This window comes from Arthrobacter caoxuetaonis, from assembly GCF_023921125.1.
GTDB classification, from domain to species: domain Bacteria; phylum Actinomycetota; class Actinomycetes; order Actinomycetales; family Micrococcaceae; genus Arthrobacter_B; species Arthrobacter_B caoxuetaonis.
Map to the genome: position 1 here is coordinate 2,540,356 of NZ_CP099466.1, position 21,948 is coordinate 2,562,303.

At 63.7% G+C, this 21,948-nt stretch carries 16 protein-coding genes; 4 read left to right on the forward strand and 12 right to left on the reverse strand.

Features of this window, described 5'->3' with window-relative positions; all coding sequences use genetic code 11:
* Window positions 1–91: 91 nt before the first annotated feature.
* The 6 genes from NF551_RS11655 to NF551_RS11680 all read right to left on the reverse strand — a co-directional run bounded on the left by NF551_RS11655 (window position 92) and on the right by NF551_RS11680 (window position 7,596).
* On the reverse strand, window positions 92–820 hold the full coding sequence (locus NF551_RS11655) for an ABC transporter ATP-binding protein (protein ID WP_227894507.1): 729 nt from the start codon (window positions 818–820) through the stop codon (window positions 92–94).
* 3 nt (window positions 821–823) lie between these two features.
* Window positions 824–1,696 (reverse strand): ABC transporter permease, encoded by an 873-nt coding sequence (locus NF551_RS11660; RefSeq protein ID WP_227894506.1) that lies wholly within the window; start codon window positions 1,694–1,696, stop codon window positions 824–826.
* 2 nt (window positions 1,697–1,698) lie between these two features.
* Window positions 1,699–3,702, reverse strand: a complete 2,004-nt coding sequence (locus NF551_RS11665) for a glycosyltransferase (RefSeq protein WP_227894505.1) — start codon at window positions 3,700–3,702, stop codon at window positions 1,699–1,701.
* Window positions 3,699–4,886: a UDP-galactopyranose mutase gene (glf, locus tag NF551_RS11670; RefSeq protein ID WP_227894504.1), complete on the reverse strand. Its 1,188-nt coding sequence runs from the start codon at window positions 4,884–4,886 to the stop codon at window positions 3,699–3,701. Before glf ends, NF551_RS11665 begins: the two co-directional genes overlap by 4 nt.
* An 88-nt stretch (window positions 4,887–4,974) precedes the next feature.
* Entirely contained in the window at window positions 4,975–7,059 is a 2,085-nt protein-coding gene (locus NF551_RS11675; protein WP_227894503.1) for an acyltransferase family protein, read from the reverse strand.
* Between the two features lie 111 nt (window positions 7,060–7,170).
* Window positions 7,171–7,596, reverse strand: coding sequence for a hypothetical protein (locus NF551_RS11680; RefSeq protein WP_227894502.1), 426 nt, complete (start codon window positions 7,594–7,596; stop codon window positions 7,171–7,173).
* A gap of 254 nt (window positions 7,597–7,850) precedes the next feature.
* On the opposite strand from NF551_RS11680, the gene NF551_RS11685 reads away from it, so the two are divergent.
* Window positions 7,851–8,099, forward strand: a complete 249-nt coding sequence (locus NF551_RS11685; protein ID WP_227894501.1) for a WhiB family transcriptional regulator — start codon at window positions 7,851–7,853, stop codon at window positions 8,097–8,099.
* Between the two features lie 143 nt (window positions 8,100–8,242).
* Here the strand turns inward: NF551_RS11685 and NF551_RS11690 are convergent, their stop codons facing one another.
* From NF551_RS11690 to NF551_RS11705, 4 genes are all read right to left on the reverse strand, one after another.
* Window positions 8,243–9,724: a sensor histidine kinase gene (locus tag NF551_RS11690; RefSeq protein ID WP_227894500.1), complete on the reverse strand. Its 1,482-nt coding sequence runs from the start codon at window positions 9,722–9,724 to the stop codon at window positions 8,243–8,245.
* Between the two features lie 15 nt (window positions 9,725–9,739).
* Window positions 9,740–14,569, reverse strand: coding sequence for an NAD-glutamate dehydrogenase (locus NF551_RS11695; protein WP_227894499.1), 4,830 nt, complete (start codon window positions 14,567–14,569; stop codon window positions 9,740–9,742).
* Between the two features lie 87 nt (window positions 14,570–14,656).
* Window positions 14,657–15,967 carry a CpaE/TadZ family protein gene (locus NF551_RS11700; protein WP_227894498.1) on the reverse strand — a complete coding sequence of 437 codons (1,311 nt, stop codon included), beginning with the start codon at window positions 15,965–15,967 and terminating at the stop codon, window positions 14,657–14,659.
* Entirely contained in the window at window positions 15,964–16,611 is a 648-nt protein-coding gene (locus tag NF551_RS11705) for an SAF domain-containing protein (protein WP_227894497.1), read from the reverse strand. The genes NF551_RS11700 and NF551_RS11705 overlap by 4 nt, the downstream gene beginning before the upstream one ends.
* A 183-nt stretch (window positions 16,612–16,794) precedes the next feature.
* Between NF551_RS11705 and NF551_RS11710 the strand changes: the two genes are divergently transcribed.
* Window positions 16,795–17,025: a helix-turn-helix domain-containing protein gene (locus NF551_RS11710; protein ID WP_227894496.1), complete on the forward strand. Its 231-nt coding sequence runs from the start codon at window positions 16,795–16,797 to the stop codon at window positions 17,023–17,025.
* Window positions 17,026–17,066: 41 nt separating this feature from the next.
* Here NF551_RS11710 and NF551_RS11715 read toward each other — a convergent pair whose 3' ends face one another.
* Complete coding sequence (locus NF551_RS11715; RefSeq protein WP_227894495.1) at window positions 17,067–17,618, reverse strand: hypothetical protein; 552 nt, start codon at window positions 17,616–17,618, stop codon at window positions 17,067–17,069.
* A 177-nt stretch (window positions 17,619–17,795) separates the two neighbouring features.
* On the opposite strand from NF551_RS11715, the gene NF551_RS11720 reads away from it, so the two are divergent.
* Window positions 17,796–18,557 carry a LysM peptidoglycan-binding domain-containing protein gene (locus tag NF551_RS11720; RefSeq protein ID WP_227894494.1) on the forward strand — a complete coding sequence of 254 codons (762 nt, stop codon included), beginning with the start codon at window positions 17,796–17,798 and terminating at the stop codon, window positions 18,555–18,557.
* 24 nt (window positions 18,558–18,581) lie between these two features.
* A complete protein-coding gene (locus NF551_RS11725) occupies window positions 18,582–19,145 on the forward strand; it encodes an Rv3235 family protein (protein ID WP_227894493.1) in 564 nt (187 codons plus the stop codon).
* 2 nt (window positions 19,146–19,147) lie between these two features.
* Here the strand turns inward: NF551_RS11725 and secA are convergent, their stop codons facing one another.
* Entirely contained in the window at window positions 19,148–21,904 is a 2,757-nt protein-coding gene (secA, locus tag NF551_RS11730; RefSeq protein WP_227894492.1) for a preprotein translocase subunit SecA, read from the reverse strand.
* Window positions 21,905–21,948 lie beyond the last annotated feature (44 nt).

Here is a 21,948-nt window from a genome sequence, read left to right on the forward strand (position 1 = left end):
GGAGCGTTTGGCGTTCCGGCAGGCACTGCAGGACCGGCGGGGCAAACCGCGGGCACGTGAAAAGCCCGGGGTTTGCCGGACTGCCTTTCCGTTATCCGGCCCGCATCTTGTCAACGACTTCCTGCACGGGCGCATCCATGACGATCTGTCCGTGCTCCAGGAGGACGCCGCGCTCACAGATCCGGGAGACCAGGTCCAGGTCGTGGCTGACCACGACCAGCGTCTTACCCTCGCCGGCCAGTTCCTTGATCTTGTCAATGCACTTCTTCTGGAACGGCTCATCGCCCACGGCCAGGATCTCGTCGACCAGGAAGACTTCGGGGTCTGTGTGGACCGCGACGGAAAACGCGAGCCGCAGGTACATGCCCGAGGAGTAAAACTTCACCTCGGTGTCGATGAACTGGCCAATCTCGGAGAACTCGACGATGGAGTCGAACTTCTCGTTGATCTCATCCTCGGTCATACCCAGGATCGCGCCGTTCAGGTACACGTTGTCACGGCCGCTGAGGTCGTGGTGGAATCCCGCACCGACCTCGATCAGGCCGGCGACCCGGCCGCGCGTGCCAACACTGCCGACGTCGGGCCGCATGACACCGGAAATGTGCTTCAGCAACGTCGACTTTCCGGAACCGTTCAGGCCCAGCAGCGCGACAGTCTCTCCCTGCTCAACCGTGAGCGAGACATCCTTCAGCGCGTCGAACTTTTCGCTCAGGTCACCTTTGCGGCCCTTGATCAGCCAGACAAACGCTTCCTTCATCGAACGCGTGTGGCGCAGGACGAACCGCTTGTTGATGTTGCGTACTTCAATGGCAGTTGCCACGGGTCAGAGCTCCTGAGCGAAACGGCCTTCAAGGCGGCGGAAGACGAGCTGGCCGGCCAGCAGGACCAGTCCTGAAATGGCAAGGCCAATAGGAAGCCACATGGAAAGAAGGTGCGGAGGAATAGCCTCTGCTCCGTCCGTAGTGGGAAGCCAGAACGCGTAGTGGAACGTTTCCACGCCAACCGTGATCGGGTTCAGCTGGTAGATGTTGAAGAAGGTCTCGCCGAGCTGCTTCTGCACCATCGTCCAGGAGTACAGCACCGGCGAAGCCCAGGTGGCAATCATCAGAAGCATGTCCACGAGGTTCTCAGCGTCGCGGAAATACACGTTCACCGCACCGAACAACAGTCCAAGGCCCGTGGCCAGCAGCGCCACGATGACAAAACCGCCCACCGCCGCCGCGAGCTGGAGCACACCCGGCCGCCACCCGTTGAACAGGCAGGCGACTACCAGGATCAGGATCTGCGGTACAAAGTGGACGCCTGACACCCAGACCGACGCGACCGGGAAGAGCTGGCGAGGGAGGTAGATCTTCTTGATCAGGCCGCCGTTCCCCACGATCGACCGCGACGCATTGCCCAGGGCCTCAGTAAAGAAGTTGATCAGCACAATGCCGGAAAACAGATAGATCGCGTAGTTCGGCAGGCCCTCAGGGTTGCCGGGGCTCCGCTCCAATCCCAGGAAGACGCCGAGCGCTATGTAGAACACGATGAACTGCACGCCCGGTTTTACGTAGGACCAGAGCAATCCCAGAACCGATCCGCGGTACCGGACCTTGAGTTCCTTGGCGACCAGCAGTTTCAGCAGGAAGCGGGAGCGGAACAGATCAGCGAATCCGCTGCCGCGTCCCGGCGTCTGAAGAGCTTCGGCGGACAAACCTACCGTCCCTCTTCTTCCGAGTGCTTCTCGAATGTCGCTTTCCAGGCCTCGAAGGAGGTGATCTGCGGCAGCGCGCTGCGGTAGCGGTCGCTCAGGGACTGCCAGTTCTTCAGGATCTCCGCGTTCAGGCGCAGGCTTTCAGCGAGCAGTGCACGCATCTGCTGCGGGTCGCGCCGGTACCAGGAGGCACCGGTTCCTTCTGCATTGGAAACCACAGCGCTGTCGTACTGGGACATGCGCCACCACTTGTTGTCCTGGTGGGCAATGTAGGCCTGCGGGTGCTCCATGCTGGTCTCGGGGACCTTCTTGGTCAGCTGCTTCACCACCGTCTTCGCAGCCCAGGGAATCAGGGTCACGTAGGACGGCGCGCTGAAGCCCTGTCCGCGGCGCGGCGGCTTGTGCATCACCGGCGCGGGGAACGCCTCAGGCTCGGACTGGATCTGGGCGTCGGGAAACTCCGAGACCATGGCGCGGATCTCGGGCAGCTTGGACGGAAGCAGGTCGTGCAGCTGCTCCGGGCCTTTCAGGAGGTCGCGCAGGGCCATGGTCCGGCCGACAGCGGTGAAGTACTGCATGGAGATCAGGTGCTTGAGGTCCATGTAGCCGGTTTCCCGGACCACCCGGCCGCCGCGCTCATACGGACTGTGCAGAAGCGCAGCGATCATGCGGTTGCGGGTGTGGAAGTAGGCCTGCCAGCCGACGAGGTCGTCCTTGTCGATCCAGGAAACATGCCACACAGCCGAACCCGGCATTGAAACCGTCGGGTAACCGGCAGCCTTCGCCCGCAGTCCGTATTCGGCATCGTCCCACTTGATGAAGACAGGAAGGGACAGTCCGATGTCACGGATCACCTGGGTAGGAATCAGGCACATCCACCAGCCGTTGTAGTCAACGTCCACTCGGCGGTGCAGCCACGAGGTCTGCCGCAGGTTGGAGCGGACGAAATCGTGCCCCAGGGTCTGCTCGGAATGCGGCTGATCCGGCTGGAACCGGTAAGGATTCACCGTCTCGCCGAAGGTGTGCAGCACTGTTCGGTTGTAAAGGTCGAACATGTGCCCGCCCACGATGGTGGGCGTCTTGCAGCGGTCTGCAAAGGTCACCAGGCGGGAGATGCTCTCAGGCTCCATCACGACGTCGTCGTCCAGGAGGAGGACGTAGTCACTACCGCTCTCCACGGCCTCGTACATACCGCGCGCAAAGCCGCCGGAACCGCCGAGGTTCGCTTGGTTGATGATACGGAGCTTGCCGTCCATCAGGGCCTCGACTTCAGCGAAACCTTCTGCCTCGGCTACCTTCTGGGTGCCTTGGTCTACGATCAGCACCTCTTTGAGGCACTTAAGGGCCTCAGGGTGCTCGCCCAGGATGCGCAGGTTGTTCAGGCAGAAGTCAGTCTTGTTCAGCGTCGTGATCTCAAGGGTCACACTGCCCTGGCTAACCGGAGCACCCGGAGCCTGCCATTCGGCTTCTTCAAGAATGAGCGGCTCAGAGCCGGCCACCAGGTCGAACCAGTACCAGCCGCCATCGCCGAAGGGCTTCAGACTCAGCTCGAAGGTGCTGGTTGCGGGAGCGCTGACCCGCTGCGTTTCCACGTGCTGGAGGGCGCCGCGGGCGTTGGACTTGTAGACGCTGACTGCGCCGGTTCCGGTGGTCCGGACGCTCAGGCGTACGGTATCCAGATTGGTCCAGCGGCGCCAGTAACTCGCTGGGAAGGCGTTGAAGTACGTACCGAAGGACACCCTTTCGCCTGCGCGGACCGAGGTGGAGTGACGCGAGAGGAAGTCCTCGGCGTGGGCTTCCTTGCCCGGGGCAGACATCATCGGCCCGGCCTTGCTGGTCTTCGCGTCCCCGTTCATCGTGGAAAGCTGCACGCCGGTCGCGCTGCCGGTATCAAGGTAAAGCGGAACCGTGTCCAGCTGGTCCTGGGAGGGCAGGACTACGCGCTGGAGCGTAGACCACTGCTCCTGAACGGCTTTTCCGTCGTCTTCAACGATGGCGTTGCTCACGCGTCCACCCCTCCACTTTCAAGCTTGGCTCCCCCGGTGAAGTGGGGCTTGATCTTATTGTCGTACATGGAAAGAGCCGAGCCGATGGCCATGTGCATGTCCAGGTACTTGTACGTACCAAGGCGGCCGCCGAACAGTACGTCCTTTTCGCCCTTCGCGAGGTCGCGGTAGGCCAGGAGCTTGGCGCGGTCCTCTGCGGTGTTGACCGGGTAATACGGCTCGTCGCCCTTTTCAGCGAAACGGGAGAACTCACGCATGATGACTGTGGCGTCCTTGGTGTAGTCCCGCTCGGGGTGGAAGTGGCGGAACTCATGGATGCGGGTGTAGGGAACATCCTCATCCGGGTAGTTCATGACCGAGGTGCCCTGGAAATCCTCAATTGGCAGGACCTCTTCCTCGAGGTCGATCGTGCGCCAGGACAGGTCACCTTCGGCGTAGTCGAAGTACCGGTCAACGGGTCCGGTGTAGACCACCGGAACCTGGCCCAGGGTGGTGGCCCGGGAGAACTCGTGTCCGTCGTCGAAGAAGTCGGTCTTCAGGTGCACCTGGATGTTCGGGTGGTCGGCCATCCGCTCGATCCATGCGGTGTAGCCGTCAACGGGCAGGCCCTCGTACTTGTCATTGAAGTACCGGTTGTCATAGGTGTAGCGGACGGGAAGCCGGGAAATAATCTCCGCGGGCAGATTCTTGGGGTCCGTCTGCCACTGCTTGCCGGTGTAGTACTTGATGAACGCCTCGTAGAGGGGCCGGCCAATCAGCTGGATGCCCTTGTCATTCAGGTTCTGCGGGTCGGTTCCTGCGAGTTCGCCGGCCTGCTCCTGAATGAGCGCCTTCGCCTCGGCCGGGCCCATGGAGGAACGGAAGAACTGGTTGATCGTGCCCAGGTTGATCGGCATTGGGTACACCTCGCCCTTATGGCTGGTGTAAACCTTGTGCACGTAGTTGGTGAACTGGGTGAACTCATTCACATAGCTCCAGACCCGCTCGTTGGAGGTGTGGAAGAGGTGAGCGCCGTAGCGGTGGACCTCAATTCCGGTCTGGGCTTCGTTCTCGCTGTATGCGTTCCCACCAATGTGGTGCCGGCGGTCCAGGACAGCGACTTTCAGTCCCAGTTCCTTGGCAGCACGTTCGGCAACGGTGAGGCCGAAGAAGCCTGACCCTACGACGACGAGGTCAACGTTCACTTGTCACTCCTGTTAGTTTCCGGGCTGCCCTGCGGCACTCACCCAACGGTCAAGGTTATCGGACAAAACACGCGAAGGCATTTCGCGCCTAGTGCGCAAGCTGGACCAGCGATCTGCTGTCCGCCGGATTAAGTGCATCGAGAAGCCTTGGCATCAGTGCCGGCGCCATGCTTCTGGCATAAGTTGCCGAGATATGGTTTTCGTCGAGGTAGACCCGCACGTTTCCGATGACTGCCGGGCATGTGCCTCCCGGGCAGACGAGATCATCGACGTCCAGGAGCCTCATGGCCGGAAGCATCGCACCCATTTCCAGCAACGGTGATTCCGCTGCCCGAACAGATTCGTAATCGGGATTGCATGTCGCCGAGTCCACCCCGTAGTCCTCCGGGCACGTCGCCATATTGACAGTGTGTCTCGGGTTGTCCCGTATCCCGATGAACCGGATTCCCTGGTCCATGACCGCGTTCGCTGTGGCCAGGAATCCACCGGGGAGCAGCTCGTGCGGATACTCCCCGATCGAGTAGGTCGCCGTTGTGATCACCGCATCAGGATGCAGGTCGAGTATGTAATCAAGCGCCTGGCTGTTGCGGTCATTGCACTCTTGCGAAATCCCCTCCGAGTAATCCACGAACTGGCACCCGCCCCGCGCCAGTCCGATAAGCGTCCAGTTCTTCGCCTCGGCGATGGGGCCGATTGCGGCCAACCATTGCTGCACGTGGCTGTTGCCTACAGCTACCAGCACTTTGTCGGGATCAGTCGCCGAAACGTACTCTGTACACGCGTACCCTTGCAGCGCCGGGGCATCTGTCGCGAACCGGCCTGTGCACGGGGCGCTTAGGTCTGCGTAATCCGAGCCCGCCAGGTCCAAAAGCGGCAGCAGCTCAGCCTCTTCGGCCGCCTCGTAGACAAAATCAGACTCCAGTGCCGCAGCGCCGGGATTGTTGACGTCAGCCGCAGACTGAACTCTCTCGTTTTCCAGTCGCAGTCCCGCCTGCCAACCGGCAACAGGCGCTGCTGCAAGGCCAACGCACACGGCGATGACGATCACCGCCCGCCCCTTCTTCCCGGTCCACGCCGGGGAGCGCAGTGGACGTTCAATAAAGCGGGTCGTGAGGTATGCCAGCACCAGGGAAAGGGCAATGATGGCGGCTCCTTCCACAGGACCCGCTTCTTCACGTCCCCGCCAGATCAGATAGATGATCAGGACAGGCCAGTGCCACAGGTACAGCGCGTATGACATGTCACCCAGGCGGATCAGCGGTTTCCACGTCAGGAAGCGGTCAGCGCCCACCGGGCTCCCCGTCTCGCCGGCGACAATGACCAGGGCCGCCGCGATCAGGGGCCACAACGCGACATACCCGGGGAACTGGCCCTGAACGTCCAGGATGAACCCCCCGGAGAGCATGGCAGCAAGGCCGATCCATCCTGCCAGGACCCGCAGCGGCTGGGGAAGTTTCAGGTACGGAAGGGAAAGTGCCAGCAGCGTCCCGAAGGCAAACTCCCAAAGACGCGTTCGCGTGTCGAAGTAGGCGTGTACCTGGTTGGTGTAGGTCTCGTAGATCGAGAAAGTGAGCGATGCGGTGAAAACGGCTCCGAAGACCAGCAGGACAACGATCCGGAACCGCAGCTTGGCTGCCCGGGCGATGAACGCGGCGAGGGCAAAGAGCAAGGGCCAGAGGATGAACACCTGCCCCTGGACCGACAGCGACCAGAAATGCTGCAGCGGGCTGGCAACGCTCTGGTCCGCGGCGTAGTAATCAACGGAATTCGCGGCCAGTGCCCAGTTTTGGAAGTAAAAGAGGGAGGACCAGGTCTGGGACAGAATCTCCGTCCAGCGCGAGCGCGGGACAAACATCGCCGTCGCCGTGAGCACACCGAGCAGTACGACGACGACAGCGGGCAACAGCCGTTTGAAGAGATGGAGCCAGTACCCGCCCAATTTCAGGGGCCTGCCGGTTTCCACCTTGCGGACGAATGACAAGGTGAGCAGCAATGCGGATATGAGCAGGAAGATGTCGACGCCGCCGGATACCCTGCCAAACCAGATGTGGTAGCTCACAACCATGAGGATGGCGAGTGCCCGAAGCCCTTGGACCTCCGGACGGTATGAGCGGTCAGGGAGAGTGTTTCGCCTCCCGTCCCGCTCCGGCGCGGCGACTGCTTCCTGGGTCACGCATACCTCTCGTTACGAACGTTCCATGCCCCCGTCCGGCAGTCTACCGCGAGGCCCGCCGCTGACCAGAAACCACGCTGTGCGTAACTCCGCGGCTCCCACATGACACTCCTAGAAGGCCTGCGCATCTCCGCTGATCCGGGAAGTCCACGCGACCACAGGCTTGGTGAACAGCAGCAGGATCACCGCGGCGGCAGGAACCAGCAGGAGCAGGCCAACCAGCACCACGCCGCCCTGCAGCGTGGGCACGGCGAGGACGATCATGAACAGCTGCCAGACCAGCGCTGCGGCCCGTGTCCACCGCATGCCGCGGAAGAAGAAGTGCCCCACTACCAGGAGCCACACCGCGAGAACTATGACCAGGATGAGGGTGAAGACGGCACCGCCCAGGGACGTGGCCGTAGCGGTCAGCAGGTTGTAGATGTACCAGGCTGCAACGCCCAGCAGGCCCAGGGCCTCGAGGACAAGGATGGCTGAGATCAGGAGCGCCGCAGGCGGACGTCCTGCCTGTTCTGCGGAATCTTGGGGTCTTGACACACTGGCACACTACCGGACATGCTCTAGGAGCAGCGCCGGTTAGGCAGCCTAGAGGGTCGAGGCCACGGGCCTTTGTGACGCATCACTCATCATTTCCGGCAGATTAACAGCTTGTAAACCCTTGTTTGCGTTTCCGTGCCGTGACACCCTAGTAGAGGGGATCGGGGCCGAAAACGGCCCCTTTAGTTTGTGGTTGCTCGTGAATGTTTTCACAAACAAGCGGAGTCAACTTTTTAGAGGAGATAGTGATTAGCATGGATTGGCGGAGCCGCGCAGCATGTCTGGACAAGGATCCGGAGCTGTTCTTCCCTGTGGGAAACACCGGCCCGGCTCTTCTTCAGATTGAAGAAGCCAAGAGCGTATGCCGCCGGTGCCCGGTACTCGATACCTGCCTTCAGTGGGCCATCGAAACCGGACAGGACGCCGGCGTCTGGGGCGGCATGAGCGAAGATGAACGCCGTGCCCTGAAGCGCCGTGCCGCAAGGGCGCGCCGGGCTTCCTAGGAAGAGAGGGACTCACGGGAGTCCTTTTCCACCAAGACTTAGCCAGGCCCCCCGCCTGGAAACGATGGGCCGCTGCCTCGGCAGCGGCCCATCGTTGTGTTCGCGGTCCGGTCTCGCGGCTGGGGCGGATCGGGGCGGGATCCCTAGCGCTTTCGCGCGTTCTCCAGTCCCATCTCGACCCGCACCTCAGTTCCGCCGCCCGGGCGGAGAGACCATTCGATCGTTCCGGCCAGTTCGCTTTGGACCAGGGTGCGGACGATCTGGAGGCCGAGCCCTTCGCGCCGCGGCTCAGGGGGTAGCCCCACGCCGTCGTCGGACACCGTCACGGTCAGCGTTTCTTCGTTTTCTGCGTTCCGGTGCCGCTCCGCATTGAGCCAGACAGTTCCGCCGTCCGGGCCGGAGAGCCCGTGTTCGACGGCGTTGGTCACCAGTTCATTGATCACCAGGGCCAGCGGTGTCGCGAAATCGCTCGGCAGTTCCCCGAAGGTCCCCTGCCGTTCGGTCCTTACAGGCTGCAGCGGCGAGGCCACCTCGGCTGAGAGGCGGAACTGCCGGTCAATGAGTTCGTCGAAGTCCACGTTTTGGGTGAGCCCTTGGGAGAGCGTCTCGTGGACCAGCGCGATGGTCGAAACCCGCCGCATGGCCTGCGCCAGCCCGAGCTTCCCCTCTTCGCTTTCCATCCGGCGTGACTGCATGCGCAGCAGCGCAGCCACAGTCTGCAGGTTGTTCTTGACCCGGTGGTGGATCTCGCGGATCGTCGCATCCTTTGACACGAGTTCCATCTCCCGGCGGCGCAGCTCCGATACGTCGCGGCACAGCACGAGCGCTCCGAACCGTTCCTTTTCGTCCCGCAGCGGGATGGCACGCAGCGACAGGCTCACGCCCCGCGACTCGATTTCCGTACGCCACGGCATCCGGCCAGTCACCACCAGCGGCAGCGTCTCGTCCACCATCCTGCGGTCCTTGAGCAGCGCCGTGGTGATTTCGGCGAGCGGACGCCCTTCAAGCGTCTCCATATCCCCCAACCGGCGGAACGCCGAGACGCCGTTGGGGCTTGCATACTGCACCACTCCCTGGGCGTCCAGCCTGATGAGGCCGTCTCCTACACGGGGAGCTCCGCGGCGGGACCCTGTGGGAGTGGCAAAATCAGGCCACAGTCCAAGGGTCCCCATCCGCAGCAGGTCGTAGGCACACTGGCGGTACGTGAGTTCGAGCCGGGACGGCATTCGGGAGCTGGAGAGGTCCATATGCGACGTGACCACTGCAAGCGTCCGGCCGTTGCGCACAAAGGGTATCGCTTCCACGCGCATCGCCGTGTCGGCTGTCCAATTGGTCTCGCTGGACCGTTCGATGGTCTGGGAATTCCACGCCTTGTCGACCAGCGGCTGGAGGTCCCCGCGCATCCGCTCCCCCACGAAGTCACTGTGGAAGACAGTGTGCGACGTCGAGGGGCGGGCATGGGCGAGCGCCACATAACCGCCGTCGGGCAGCGGGAACCAGAGCGCGAGGTCGGCAAATGCGAGGTCGGCGACCAGTTGCCAGTCCCCTACCAGCAGGTGGAGCCACTCGGCGTCGCCCGGGCCGAAGTCCGCATGGTCCTTGATTGGATCGGTAAAGATAGCCATGTCTAATAGGACCCGTCAGCGCCTGACAATCGAGCGCAGCAGCCGCAGTGCGACCGACAGCGAAGCCATGTCGTCCTGCTCCAGCTGGTTGACCTCTGCGAACATCTTCGTCGCCCGTTCCAGGTTGTCGGCATTCTGCAGCTCCCAGGCTTCGACGCGCGCCACCGGATCGCTGCCGTCCATGTCCTCAGTCGCGGCCAGCGCAGCCACCGTCATGTCGGCCACAGTGGAATACAGGTCATCGCGCAGGGCAGCACGGGCAAGTGCCTGCCAGCGGTCACCGCGGGGCAGCTTGGTGATCCGCTCCAGCAGGTCGTCGATCCCGTAACGGTCGTAGACGGCGTAGTACACGGCGGCGATGTTTTCCGCGGGCTCCTCCACCTGCCGGGTTGCCATTGCGACGTCGAGCAGTCCGTAGCTTTCGAACTGCTCAGCCCAGTACGTTCCAAGTTCCTTGGGCACGTCCCAGGAGGCAGCCTGTTCAAGCGCAGCCTCGACCCTCTCCCTGTCGCCGCCGCGCATGAAGCGCATCAGGCCCTGGCGAAGCGGTTCGACGATCGGCTGGAACGCCGCAATGTCCTCGTCAATGGAGGTTCCCCGTCCCACGTGGTTCACGAACCAGCGGACCGCGCGGTCCAGCAGACGGCGCATGTCCAGGTGGATCCGGGTCCAGGTCTCTGTGGGGAAGCTGGCCGGAAGCTCGCCCAGCGCCGCCACGACGTCGTCGATCGCGTAGATCTCCCTCAGCGCGCTGAAGGCGCGGGCGACCGTGGCTTCAGTCGCCGAGGTTTCCTCCATGACCCGGAAGGCGAACGTGATGCCGCCAATGTTGATCATGTCGTTGGCAACCATGGTGGAGATAATCTCGCGGCGCAGCGGATGCGTGTCCAGCTGGTCGTCAAAACGTTCCACCAGCTGCTTGGGGAAGTACCGGCGCAGCGTTCCGCGGAAGTAGGGATCATCTGCCAGATCAGAAGCCGTCAAGGCCCGGGTGAGTTCGATCTTGGCGTAGGCGGCCAGTACGGACAGTTCCGGGGCAGTCAGGCCCCGGCCTTCGGCCACCCGTGCACGGAGCTCCTCGTTCGTCGGCAGGGCTTCCAGGGCCCGGTCAAGCCCGGCGTGCTCCTCAAGCCAGTCCATCAGCCGTTCGAAACTCGGGCTCCACTCGATAACCCGCTGCCGGTCGTTCAGCAGCAGCATGTTCTGGTCGATGTTGTCCTGCAGCACCAGCCGGCCAACCTCGTCGGTCATCGAGTGCAGGAAGGCCGAGCGTTCCGCTGGATCCAGGCGTCCGGCGGCGACCATCCGGTCAACGAAAATCTTGATGTTGACCTCGTGGTCGGAGCAGTCAACGCCGGCGGAGTTGTCAATCGCATCCGTGTTCAGGATGACGCCGGAAAGAGCGGCCTCAATGCGTCCGCGCTGGGTCATGCCGAGGTTTCCGCCTTCGCCGATGACCTTGGCGCGCACGTCCCTGCCATCAATGCGGATCGCGTCGTTGGCCTTGTCCCCCACCTCGGCGTTGGACTCGGCCGACGCCTTGATGTAGGTGCCGATGCCGCCGTTGTAGAGCAGGTCCACGGGCGCTTTCAGGATGGCGCGCAGCAGCTCCGGCGGGCTCATCCGGGTGACGCCGGCGTCCAGGCCGAGCGCCTGGCGGACCTCTGCGCTGATCGGGATGCTCTTGGACTGGCGCGGGTAGATCCCGCCGCCGGAACTGATGAGCGATTCGTCGTAATCCGCCCAGGAAGAGCGCGGCAGTTCAAAGAGCCGGCGCCGTTCCGCATAGGAGCGGGCTGCATCCGGGTTAGGGTCCAGGAAGACATGGCGGTGGTCGAACGCGGCGACCAGGCGGATGTGCTCGGAGAGCAGCATGCCGTTGCCGAAAACGTCCCCGCTCATGTCACCCACGCCCACGGCCGTGAAGTCTTCGGTCTGGGTGTCCACGCCGAGCTCGGTAAAGTGCCGCTTCACCGATTCCCAGGCTCCGCGGGCCGTGATGCCCATGGCCTTGTGGTCATAGCCGACCGAGCCTCCGGACGCGAACGCGTCCCCCAGCCAGAAGCCGTATTCGGCCGAGAGTTCATTCGCAATGTCAGAGAAGGACGCCGTGCCCTTGTCGGCCGCGACCACGAGGTAGCTGTCCTCCCCGTCATGGCGCACGACGCGCGCGGGCGGGACAACCTCTTCGCCTTCCTGGGTCACCACCAGGTTGTCGGTGATGTCCAAGAGCCCGCGGATGAAGGTGCGGTAGCTCTCCTTGCCTTCTTCCATCCAGGCTGCCCGGTCCTGTGCCGGATCCGGCAGCTGCTTCGCGTAGAAGCCGCCCTTCGCTCCGGTGGGCACAATGACGGCGTTCTTGACCGTCTGTGCCTTGACCAGGCCCAGGATTTCGGTGCGGAAATCCTCACGCCTGTCGGACCAGCGCAAGCCGCCGCGGGCAACCTCTCCGAAGCGCAGGTGCACGCCCTCGACGCGGGGGGAATACACCCAAATCTCGTATTTGGGCCGCGGGAACGGCGCACCTTCGATCGCCGCAGTGTTGAGCTTGAAGCTCACATGCGGTTTGTCCTGGTAGAAGTTCGTCCGCAGGGTAGCTTCGATCAGGTTGGCAAATGTCCGCAGGACGCGGTCCGCGTCCAGTGTCGGTACCTGCTCAAGTCCGGACTCGAGCTCCGCCCTGGCCGCTTCGACGCCGGCTTCCCGGGCGGCGTCGTCTGCCGCGGGGTCAAAGCGGGCTCGGAAAAGCTGTCCCAGCGCTGCGGTGACCCGCGGGTTGGCCATGAGGGTATCGGCAATGAATCCATAGGAATTCGTGTTGCCCATCTGCCGCATGTACTTGGCATAACTGCGGAAGATCACGACCTCACGCCAGCCCAGTCCCTGTCCCAAAACCAGCCGGTCAAACGCATCTGACTCACTGGCGCCTGAAATGCCTGCCCGGAACGCTTCCGCGAGGAGGGACCCGGTCTTCAGCGGGTCCACGCCGGCCCGGTAACGGAGGCCAAAATCGTAGAGGTAAAGTTCGACGCCGTCCTGCCGCCGGATCTCGAACGGCCGTTCGTCCTGGACTTCCAGCCCCAGGTTGTGCAGGAACGGGAGGATCTGGGTCAGCGAGCGCGGCTCAAGCAGGTACAGCTTGAGCCGGGCGTCTGTCCCCTCGCCCATCTCTTCCGGGATGTAGACGAACAGCTCCGGGGCGTTGTCCGGCTGCTGCAGTCGCTGTTCGAAACGGGCAATGTCTTCGAGGGCGTCCTCGACCTCGTACCCCACCCGGTAATCCATGGGGAAGGCGTCAGCCCAAAGATCGGACAGGGTTTCGGCCTGTTCCCGGTCGAACTTGCTCCTCAGCGCTTCGTTGATTCCCTCGGACCAGGAACGCGTGGCGTTGACCAGGCGGCGTTCCAGGGCGGCGGCGTCGATATCTGCGAGTTCAGCACCCTTCGGCAGCCGGATCCGGAAAAACAGCCTGGCCAGGGCCGACTCAGTGAGCCGTGCTTCGTAGTCGATCGATTCAGCGTTGAAGGTGGAACGGAGCTCGTCCTGGATGCGCAGCCGGACCGACGTCGTGTAACGGTCGCGGGGCAGGAACACCATGGCGGACATAAAGCGTCCGTAGACATCCGGCCGCAGGAAAAGCCTGGTCCTTCTGCGTTCCTGAAGCCGGAGGATGCCGTGTGCCGTCTCCAGCAGCCCGTCGACGTCGATCTGGAAAAGCTCGTCGCGCGGAAAGGTTTCCATGATGGCCAGCATGTCCTTGCCGGAATGCGAATCCGCCGGGAAGCCGGAGCGCTGCATGACCTCCTTGACCTTTTCCCGCAGGATCGGGATGTTGCGCACCGATCCTGTGTAGGCGCCGGTGGCGAAAAGACCGATGAACCTGCGTTCGCCGTTGACGTTGCCGTCAGCATCGAAGCGCTTCACCCCGATGTAGTCGAAGTAGGCCGCGCGGTGGACCGTGGACCGGGAGTTCGCTTTGGTGATCACCAGGGCGCGCTTCTCGCGTGCCTTGGCTCTTCCGGCGGCGGTCAGGTGCTGGACCTTCCGGGCTTCGGAATGACGCCGCAGCAGTCCCAGGCCGCTGCCGGATGCCGCCCGAAGGACGTCCTCGCCGTTCTCGTTCAGGAGGTCATACTCGCGGTACCCAAGGAAAGTGAAGTTGCCGTTGTCCAGCCAGGCCAGCAGTTCGCGGGCCTGGTGCAGGTCCGGGACGCCGTGGGCCACGGAACCTAGTTCGCCGGCGACCTCGTGGACCTTGGCCCTCATGGCCGGCCAGTCCTGGACTGCCAGCCGGACGTCGGACAGCACCCGTTCGAGGCCTTGGACCATCTCTGCCCGGCGGCCTGGGTCAGTGAGGCGGGGCACCTCCACGGCGATCCACGATTCGATCCTCGTGGTCTCATCAGGTGCGCCGAGCAGGCCGGAAATGTTCGGCAGGGCAGCAGTATCACCGCTCGATACCCCGGCTGCGCTTGGTACCCGCCGCAGACGCTGCAGTGTGTCGCTCTCACGGTTCCTGGTGGCGAGGAAGGTGGGGTGGACCATGAGCCGGATGCCGCTGTTCTGCCGGACGATCTCTGCGGTGACAGAGTCCACGAGGAACGGCATGTCATCGGTGACGATCAGGATGACGCTTGAGTCCGCCTGATCGAAAATGTCCACTGCAGCCGTCCCGTCGGCCCGGGTCCAGGCCAGCCGGCGGTGCTGCTCAGCGCGCTCCTGCAGGACCTCCCGCGGATAAAGCTCGGCGTCTTCAGCCGCCAGATGCTCGTAGTAATTCCCGATGAAATCCTCAAGGGAAGTATCCGAACTGGACAGATCCGTACTGTTGGATCCAGACGACATGTAATACGCCTCCGAAATTCGCCGCTCGTGGGGACGCTCCGTTGCGCCCCATTTTGTTACGAGCCTATCCCGTAGCGAATGAAAAGGTCACTTTGCTCCGGCCCTGCGGTGTCGGCGCCCCCTGCGGCGGGTACCGGCCGGAACATTTGCCAGTGCCGCGATGGCAGTCCGAAGCGGCGAGGACGGCGCCGCTTCCAGCAGGACCGTTCCGGCCAGGAGGGCTGCGTCCGCAGCTTCCCAGTCGGCAGGAAGGAAAGCGTCGATCGTCCCGGACCCAAACCGTTCCCAGGCCTCACTCAACTGGCGTTCGGGCGCACGGCCCGCCGCGGAACGCCGGACCTTGTTGAGCACGATCAGCGGAGACACCGCCGGCACGGCTGCCAGAAGCTCGGTCAGGGCGCGGACCAGCCTGGGGACACCTACGGGATCGGCCGCTCCGACGGCATAGACAGTGTCAGCGGATTCGAGCGCGATCAGCGTTGCTGCGTTGCGGCGCGGCGCCATCGTGTCGAAGCTGAGTTCCTCATCGGATTCGACGCTGAAACCGCAGTCGACCACCGTGATGTCGGCTATGCTCCGGGATTGCTCCAGGACCCTTTGGAGTGCTGTCCCCCGGATTTCAATCCATCGGTCTGACCTGGTGATTCCGGTCAGCACGCTCATCCGCTGACCCAGCAGGTCCAGGCTGATGGCACTGCCGGCCAGCGAGCCTTCATCCAGCAAGCCCTGGTCGGCCAGCCGGCAGGCCTGGGCGATGCCGGCTGATTCTTCCGTGAGGCCCAGCGCCGCGGCGATGCTGGGGGCATAGGTGTCTGCATCGATGAGGATCACTGTGCTTCCCGCCGCAGCAGCCTCGGCGGCCAGATTCAGCGCCAGCGTAGTCCTGCCTGGCGCTCCAGCCGGACCCCAGACCGCGACCACGCTCCCCCTCCGGTCCCGGGGGCCCTCCCCTCCCCCGGCGCACGGACTTTCCGCCAGGGTCCACTGCCGGAAAGGCTGCCCCGGATCAGCCAGTGAAGAAGTGCTTGCCGGCAGGCCCGCCCGTGATTCCAGGTCCGACACCGCTAAGGCAACCAGGTCCGCGAATGACTCTGAGTCGAGCGTCCTGGACGCATGCCGGATCCCCAGGGCATCCAGCCGTTCCCGGGTTTCGACGTCGTCCGCGAGGACGATCAGTGCGACTCCCGCGGCGGACAGGCGTTCGGCAAGGCTGGCCGTCAGTTCTACTGCGTCGTCGTCCACAATTGCTGCCCTGGCCATGCCGCTTTGGCACGCGGCAATGAGTTCGGCCAGTTCACTGCACCGCCTGATGACCGTGACCGGGCCCTGCAGGCGTTCCAGCCCCTGGACCAGCTCCGCCGTTCCGCTGCCGGAGGTCACCACCGGAATCGAGCTCATCGGAGTGACGGATTCGGGACGACAGCGATTTTGGCCTGGTTCGACAGGGCCCCGAGAAGCGCAGGAAGGTCCGCGTCTTCCACCAGCACGAGCAGCCGCGTGGCATCCGGGCCGGCAATGACGGATTCCGCCACAGCGATCTCGGAGATCTCCGCTGCTTCCAGAAGCTTGCGCGGTTCACTGAAACCGTTCCGGCCATCGGGCAGGGACGCCCAGACATCCACCCTGTCTCCCGACCGGATTCCGCTGGGCAGCGGTGTCTCGACGTCGAGCCCCAGCGGCTTGCGGTCAAGCTGGTCTGACGTGGCCAGATCCGCCCTCACCAGCAGCTCGCCGCTGCGGATGAGCGCGCCGGCAACTGCGCCGTCGGGGATCTTCTCGCCGGCAGGCATATAGGCACCCTCAAGTGTGCCCAGACGCACCGGCACTACGTCGAAGTCGTCCGTTTCCAGTGCAGTGCCAACGGGAAGGTCCCTGGCCGCCACGAGAACGTTGGTGGACTTTTCCGCACCCGCCACCAGCGCAGTTACTCCCGCCACCGAGGCGAGCACCAGCAGTATCCCCACCAGCAGCCGGGGGTCCTTCCATGATGGCTTCTTGAGGCGCTGGGCAGGCGCCTGCGGCACCGCGGTCTTGAGACTCATCTTTCCCCCTGAACGTTTCCCCCGGACTCCCTGCGGAGTGTTGCAGGACATTGTGACGCGGAATGTGCAGGATGGAAACGGGTGGGGGCCCTAATTTGTGGATAACTTCCGCAGGGCGGCCGTTGTGCTGGCAGACTTGTCCAGAGCCGCACAGACCGGGAACGGAAATTGAGGAAAGGCACCATGGTGGAGAAGAGGTTCCTCACGCTCGCCGACGTCGGCGAGGTCCTGAACATTTCCTCGTCCCAGACGTATGCGCTGGTGCGTTCCGGAGAACTTCCGGCCATCCAGGTCGGTGGCCGCGGCCAGTGGCGGGTCGAATCGGCAAAACTCGAGGAGTATATTGCCGGCGCCTACCGGAAGGCGGCCGAGGCACGGGCTGCCCTGCCGCAGGACGAAGCTGCGGACGCCTAGCGGCGCCGTACCTGAACCGGCCTGAGCGTTCTGTGGAACGGTCAGCGGGTGGAACTGATGACAGCAATAGCCCGGAAGGGGACCACCGCTGCCGAGGCCACGTTCTCCCGCCGGCGCGGGGACCCGGGCTCCAACACGGCGAATTCCAGGAAGTCCAGCCCTACCCTGTCGATGCTGCCGTGCAGGCTGGCTGCGGGAGCTCCGCGGAGCTGCAGCCGCACCGGGTAGCGGTCCCGCGCCACTCCCCTCAAAGCTGATGAAAGCTTCAGCTGGACGTGTCCTTCCTCCGGAGCCGCGAAACGGCCCATTCCCTCGACCAGCCGCACTGCCTCCAGCGGAACCAGGTGCGATGTTGAAGAGGACTGCAGCAGGAACCAGCCTGCGCCTGCCTGCCTGAGTTCACCCCGGAGAGGCTCGCCGGCCCCGTCAACGTGAACCTTGAGCGACCCTCCGCGCTGGCCCCGCAGCCGGGCGGAGAAGCCGATTGACGCCGACTCCCCGCGATGGCGCTCCGCGATCTCAGCTTCCAGCCCGGCCTGTCCGGCTGCTGCCAGCTGTGCCTCCAGGTCAGCAAACAGCGACTCCCACCTCATCTGGAAAGGCTAACCGCCAACTTTCTCCTTGGCCACTCTGGACAGCTCTGCCATCTGTGTGTAGTAAAGGACATCAACCGTGACCTAGCTGTATTAAACCGCGTCAAACGGCATCAAACTTCATCATCTGTCCGATTCGCGGCCCGACCATCCGCAACCACCTTGAAAGGCCAGAACATGCGCCGGCTTCTGGAAGACCTGATACAAGCAGCTGCAGCCGCCGCAGCAGGCCTGCTGCTGGTCTGGTCCGGTACCAGGCTTTCGGAGCACACGGCCACCTTCGACATCCTCAGCGCCGGCTCGCTGACAGACCTTCAGTCGTTTGCTGCCCTGGCTGCCAGCGCTGCCGGTCTCCTCGTGTTGGCATGGTGGACCGTCGGGATGACGGCCGGCTTCATCTCAGCGCTGCTGCTGCGGTTTGGCAAACAACGCGCTGCCCGCACGGTTGGACGGTTCAGCCCGGAGTTCCTCCGCCGGTTGGCTGCAGCGGCTCTTGGCCTGCAGGTAGCCAGTGTCCCGATGGCGGCACTGGCGGTCCCTCCGCCCGGTCCTGCAGAGAGTGCTGCCGGGAGCCCTGCCGCCGCCGTCGCATGGGGCGGGAATTTGACGATCGATCCCCTGTGGCAGCCTCTGCAGTCATCCGGCGGCCTCGACCCGTTTGACCCGCATTGGAAACCTGCGTCGGAGCCCGTATCAGGGCCGCTGCAGAGTCCGCCTTCTGCCCGTTGGCAGGCTCCGGCGCACCAGGACGTAACTGTCACGGCGGGAGACACCCTGTGGGCGCTGGCCGCCGCGCAGCTTGGCCCCCTTGCCACAGACGCCGGGATCGCTTCGCACTGGCCGGCGTGGTTCGAGCTGAACCGTGCCGTCATCGGTGCAGACCCCCATGTTCTCCAGCCAGGACAGGTCCTGGCCGTTCCGCCGCTCCCGGCGGACTAAACCCGATCGAAAAGGAGCACGCTGATGGCGATCCTCATTGTTCTTCCAGCTCCAGGCGAGGCAAATGCAGAGGGCCGCGAATTGCTGGCGCGGGCCAGCGGCGAACCCCTGCCCATGCCCCGTCCACCGGTTTTCTCCACCGTCCCCGGAAACGCTCCCCCTGTGGTGCCGCAGCAGCGTCCGGTCCCGGTCCGTGCACTGCCTCCCGATCCGCTGCCGCCCGGTGCGAACTGGTCCAGTCCGCCGCAGGATGACGCTCGCATGGAAGCGATCGCGCGGTCTGTCACTGTAGGTGCCCTGGAAGTGCTGGCAGGGGTGCGTCCGCTGCAGCAGATGTCACGGTGGCTGGACCTGGACGAATTCGAGCGGCTGCAGATGCGGACCAACCTGGAGCGGGGACGCGCCGCAGCCAGCGGGGCCAGGGCACGCCGCAACGTGCGGATCCTGCGTGTCAGGGTCTGTCCCGTCGCGGAAGGTATCTACGAAGTAGCCGTTGTCGCAGCCGAAACGTCCACAGTCCGCGCAGCGGCTCTCCGGTTGGAGCTGCGGCGCGGACTGTGGAAGGTCACGGCTTTGGAGATCGGCTGAAGCTACTTGCGCCGCTTCTTCTTGGAGGAAGCTCGCACGTCCCGGCGTGAGGCAGGCTCGGCAGGTGAACCCGACCCTGACTGCTTGGCAGGAGTGGTGCGCTCAACCCTGGTCTCGACCTGGCCCTGGCTGTTGGGGGCGGAGAACTGCAGGCTGGCGGGCCGTTCGGGGGCTTCGAGGCCGGCCGCCTTGATGATGGGAGTGCCCAGGGCTCCGCGGGCGTCCTTGATGCCGGCGAGGGCTTCCGGAACAGCCGGCTCGGAGACCTGGACCTCCACGTTGAACAGGTACCGGATGCTCTCCTCGCGGATAGCCTCCATCATGGTCTGGAACATGACGAAGCCTTCACGCTGGTACTCAACCAGGGGATCGCGCTGGGCCATTGCCCTCAGGCCGATGCCTTCCTTGAGGTAGTCCATCTCGTAGAGGTGTTCCTGCCACTTCCGGCCGATCACCGAGAGCACAACCCTGCGCTCGAGCTCGCGCATCGCAGCAGAGCCAATGGCATCCTCACGGGCCTGGTAGGCCAGCCGGGCATCGGACAGGATCTCATTCAGCAGGAAGTCCCGGGTGAGCTGGGCCCTTCCCCCGGCTTCGTCGATGACTTCGTCGACCGTCAGGCCCACCGGGTAGACGATCTTGAGGTTCTTCCAGAGGGTTTCCAGATCCCAGTCGTCCCCGTGGCCCTCCGCCGTCGCGTCGTTGACGATCGCGCCGATGACGTCTTCCAGGAAGAAGCCGACCTTCTCATGCAGGTCATCTCCTTCCAGGATGCGGCGGCGGTCGCCGTAGATGGCCTCGCGCTGGCGGTTCAGGACGTCGTCGTACTTCAGGACGTTTTTGCGCTGTTCCGCATTCCGGCCCTCAACCTGGCCCTGCGCGTTCTGGATTGCCTTCGACACGAGCTTCGATTCGAGCGCGACGTCGTCCGGCATCGAAGAGCTGTTCATGATGCGTTCAGCGGCACCTGAGTTGAACAGGCGCATGAGGTCATCAGTCAGGGAGAGGTAGAAACGGGATTCGCCCGGGTCGCCCTGACGGCCGGAACGTCCGCGCAGCTGGTTGTCGATGCGCCGGGATTCGTGGCGTTCGGTGCCCAGGACGTACAGCCCGCCGAGGGCACGCACTTCATCGTGTTCCGCGGCGACGGCAGACTGTGCCTTCTCGAGGGCGGCAGGCCAGGCCGCTTCGTAGGCCTCCGGGTTCTCGGCCGGATCCAGTCCGCGGCTGTTCAGCTCAGCTACGGCGTTGAATTCCGCATTGCCGCCGAGCATGATGTCGGTTCCGCGGCCTGCCATGTTGGTGGCTACGGTGACAGCTCCCTTGCGGCCCGCCTGGGCCACGATGGCAGCTTCACGGGCGTGGTTCTTTGCGTTCAGGACCTCGTGCCGGATGCCTGCCTTGGCCAGCTGCTTCGAGAGGTATTCGCTCTTTTCCACGCTGGTGGTGCCCACCAGCACGGGCTGCCCGGAGGCATGGCGTTCAGCAATGTCCTTGACGACGGCGTCGAACTTGGCGACTTCATTCTTGTAAATGAGGTCGGGCTGGTCCAGCCGTGCCATTGGCTTGTTGGTCGGGATGGGCACGACGCCGAGCTTGTACGTGCTCATGAACTCGGCCGCTTCGGTTTCGGCGGTGCCGGTCATGCCCGAGAGCTTTTCGTACAGGCGGAAGTAGTTCTGCAGGGTGACCGTGGCGAGGGTCTGGTTCTCGGCCTTGATCTGCACACCCTCTTTGGCCTCGATGGCCTGGTGCATGCCTTCGTTGTAGCGGCGTCCGGCGAGGATGCGTCCGGTGTGCTCGTCAACGATGAGGATCTCGCCGTTGAGGATGACGTAGTCCTTGTCCCGCTTGAAGAGCTCCTTGGCCTTGATGGCGTTGTTCAGGAACCCGATCAGCGGGGTGTTCGCAGCCTCATAGAGGTTGCTGATGCCCAGGTAGTCCTCGACCTTCTCGATCCCGGATTCCAGGACGCCGACCGTGCGCTTCTTTTCGTCGACTTCATAGTCCTGGTCCAGGCTCAGCCGCTGGACTACCTTGGCAAACTCGGTATACCAGCGGTTCACGTCGCCGCTCGCGGCACCGGAGATGATCAGCGGGGTGCGGGCCTCGTCAATAAGGATGGAGTCGACTTCGTCAACGATGGCGTAGTGGTGGCCGCGCTGGACAAGTTCCGAAGCGCTCCAGGCCATGTTGTCGCGCAGGTAGTCGAACCCGAACTCGTTGTTGGTGCCGTACGTGATGTCTGCGGCGTACTGCTCACGGCGGGTGGCCGGGTCCTGGTTCGAGACGATGCAGCCTGTGCTCATGCCCAGGAAGCGGAAAACGCGGCCCATAAGCTCGGACTGGTACTGGGCCAGGTAGTCGTTCACGGTGACGATGTGGACGCCGCGGCCGGTCAGTGCGTTCAGGAAAGCGGGTGCGGTGGCGACGAGGGTCTTGCCTTCACCGGTCTTCATTTCTGCGATGTTTCCAAGGTGAAGGGCAGCGCCGCCCATCAGCTGCACGTCAAAGTGACGCATCCCCAGGGTCCGGCCTGCCGCCTCACGGACCAGCGCAAAGGCCTCTGGGAGCAAATCATCCAGCGATTCACCGTCCGCGTGGCGCTCTTTGAGGCTGTCCGTTTCGGCCCGCAGCTCAGCGTCAGACATGGCTTTGTACTCGTCCTCGAGCACGTTGATCGCGTCGGCGTAGTTACGCAGTGTTTTCAGCGTCTTCTTGTCGCCGGTGCGAAGAACTCGTTCGAGAAGTGATGCCACTGATTTGCTCCCAATCTAGTGTTGCCGTTTTCTGGCGTCCCCAG

Excerpts from the sequence above, each read along its gene's own strand:
- NF551_RS11685 (WP_227894501.1), top strand. The coding sequence starts at position 7,851 with ATGGATTGGCGGAGCCGCGCAGCATGTCTGGACAAGGATCCGGAGCTG.
- NF551_RS11690 (WP_227894500.1), bottom strand. The coding sequence starts at position 9,724 with ATGGCTATCTTTACCGATCCAATCAAGGACCATGCGGACTTCGGCCCG.
- NF551_RS11695 (WP_227894499.1), bottom strand. The coding sequence starts at position 14,569 with ATGTCGTCTGGATCCAACAGTACGGATCTGTCCAGTTCGGATACTTCC.
- NF551_RS11700 (WP_227894498.1), bottom strand. The coding sequence starts at position 15,967 with ATGAGCTCGATTCCGGTGGTGACCTCCGGCAGCGGAACGGCGGAGCTG.
- NF551_RS11705 (WP_227894497.1), bottom strand. The coding sequence starts at position 16,611 with ATGAGTCTCAAGACCGCGGTGCCGCAGGCGCCTGCCCAGCGCCTCAAG.
- NF551_RS11710 (WP_227894496.1), top strand. The coding sequence starts at position 16,795 with ATGGTGGAGAAGAGGTTCCTCACGCTCGCCGACGTCGGCGAGGTCCTG.
- NF551_RS11715 (WP_227894495.1), bottom strand. The coding sequence starts at position 17,618 with ATGAGGTGGGAGTCGCTGTTTGCTGACCTGGAGGCACAGCTGGCAGCA.
- NF551_RS11720 (WP_227894494.1), top strand. The coding sequence starts at position 17,796 with ATGCGCCGGCTTCTGGAAGACCTGATACAAGCAGCTGCAGCCGCCGCA.
- NF551_RS11725 (WP_227894493.1), top strand. The coding sequence starts at position 18,582 with ATGGCGATCCTCATTGTTCTTCCAGCTCCAGGCGAGGCAAATGCAGAG.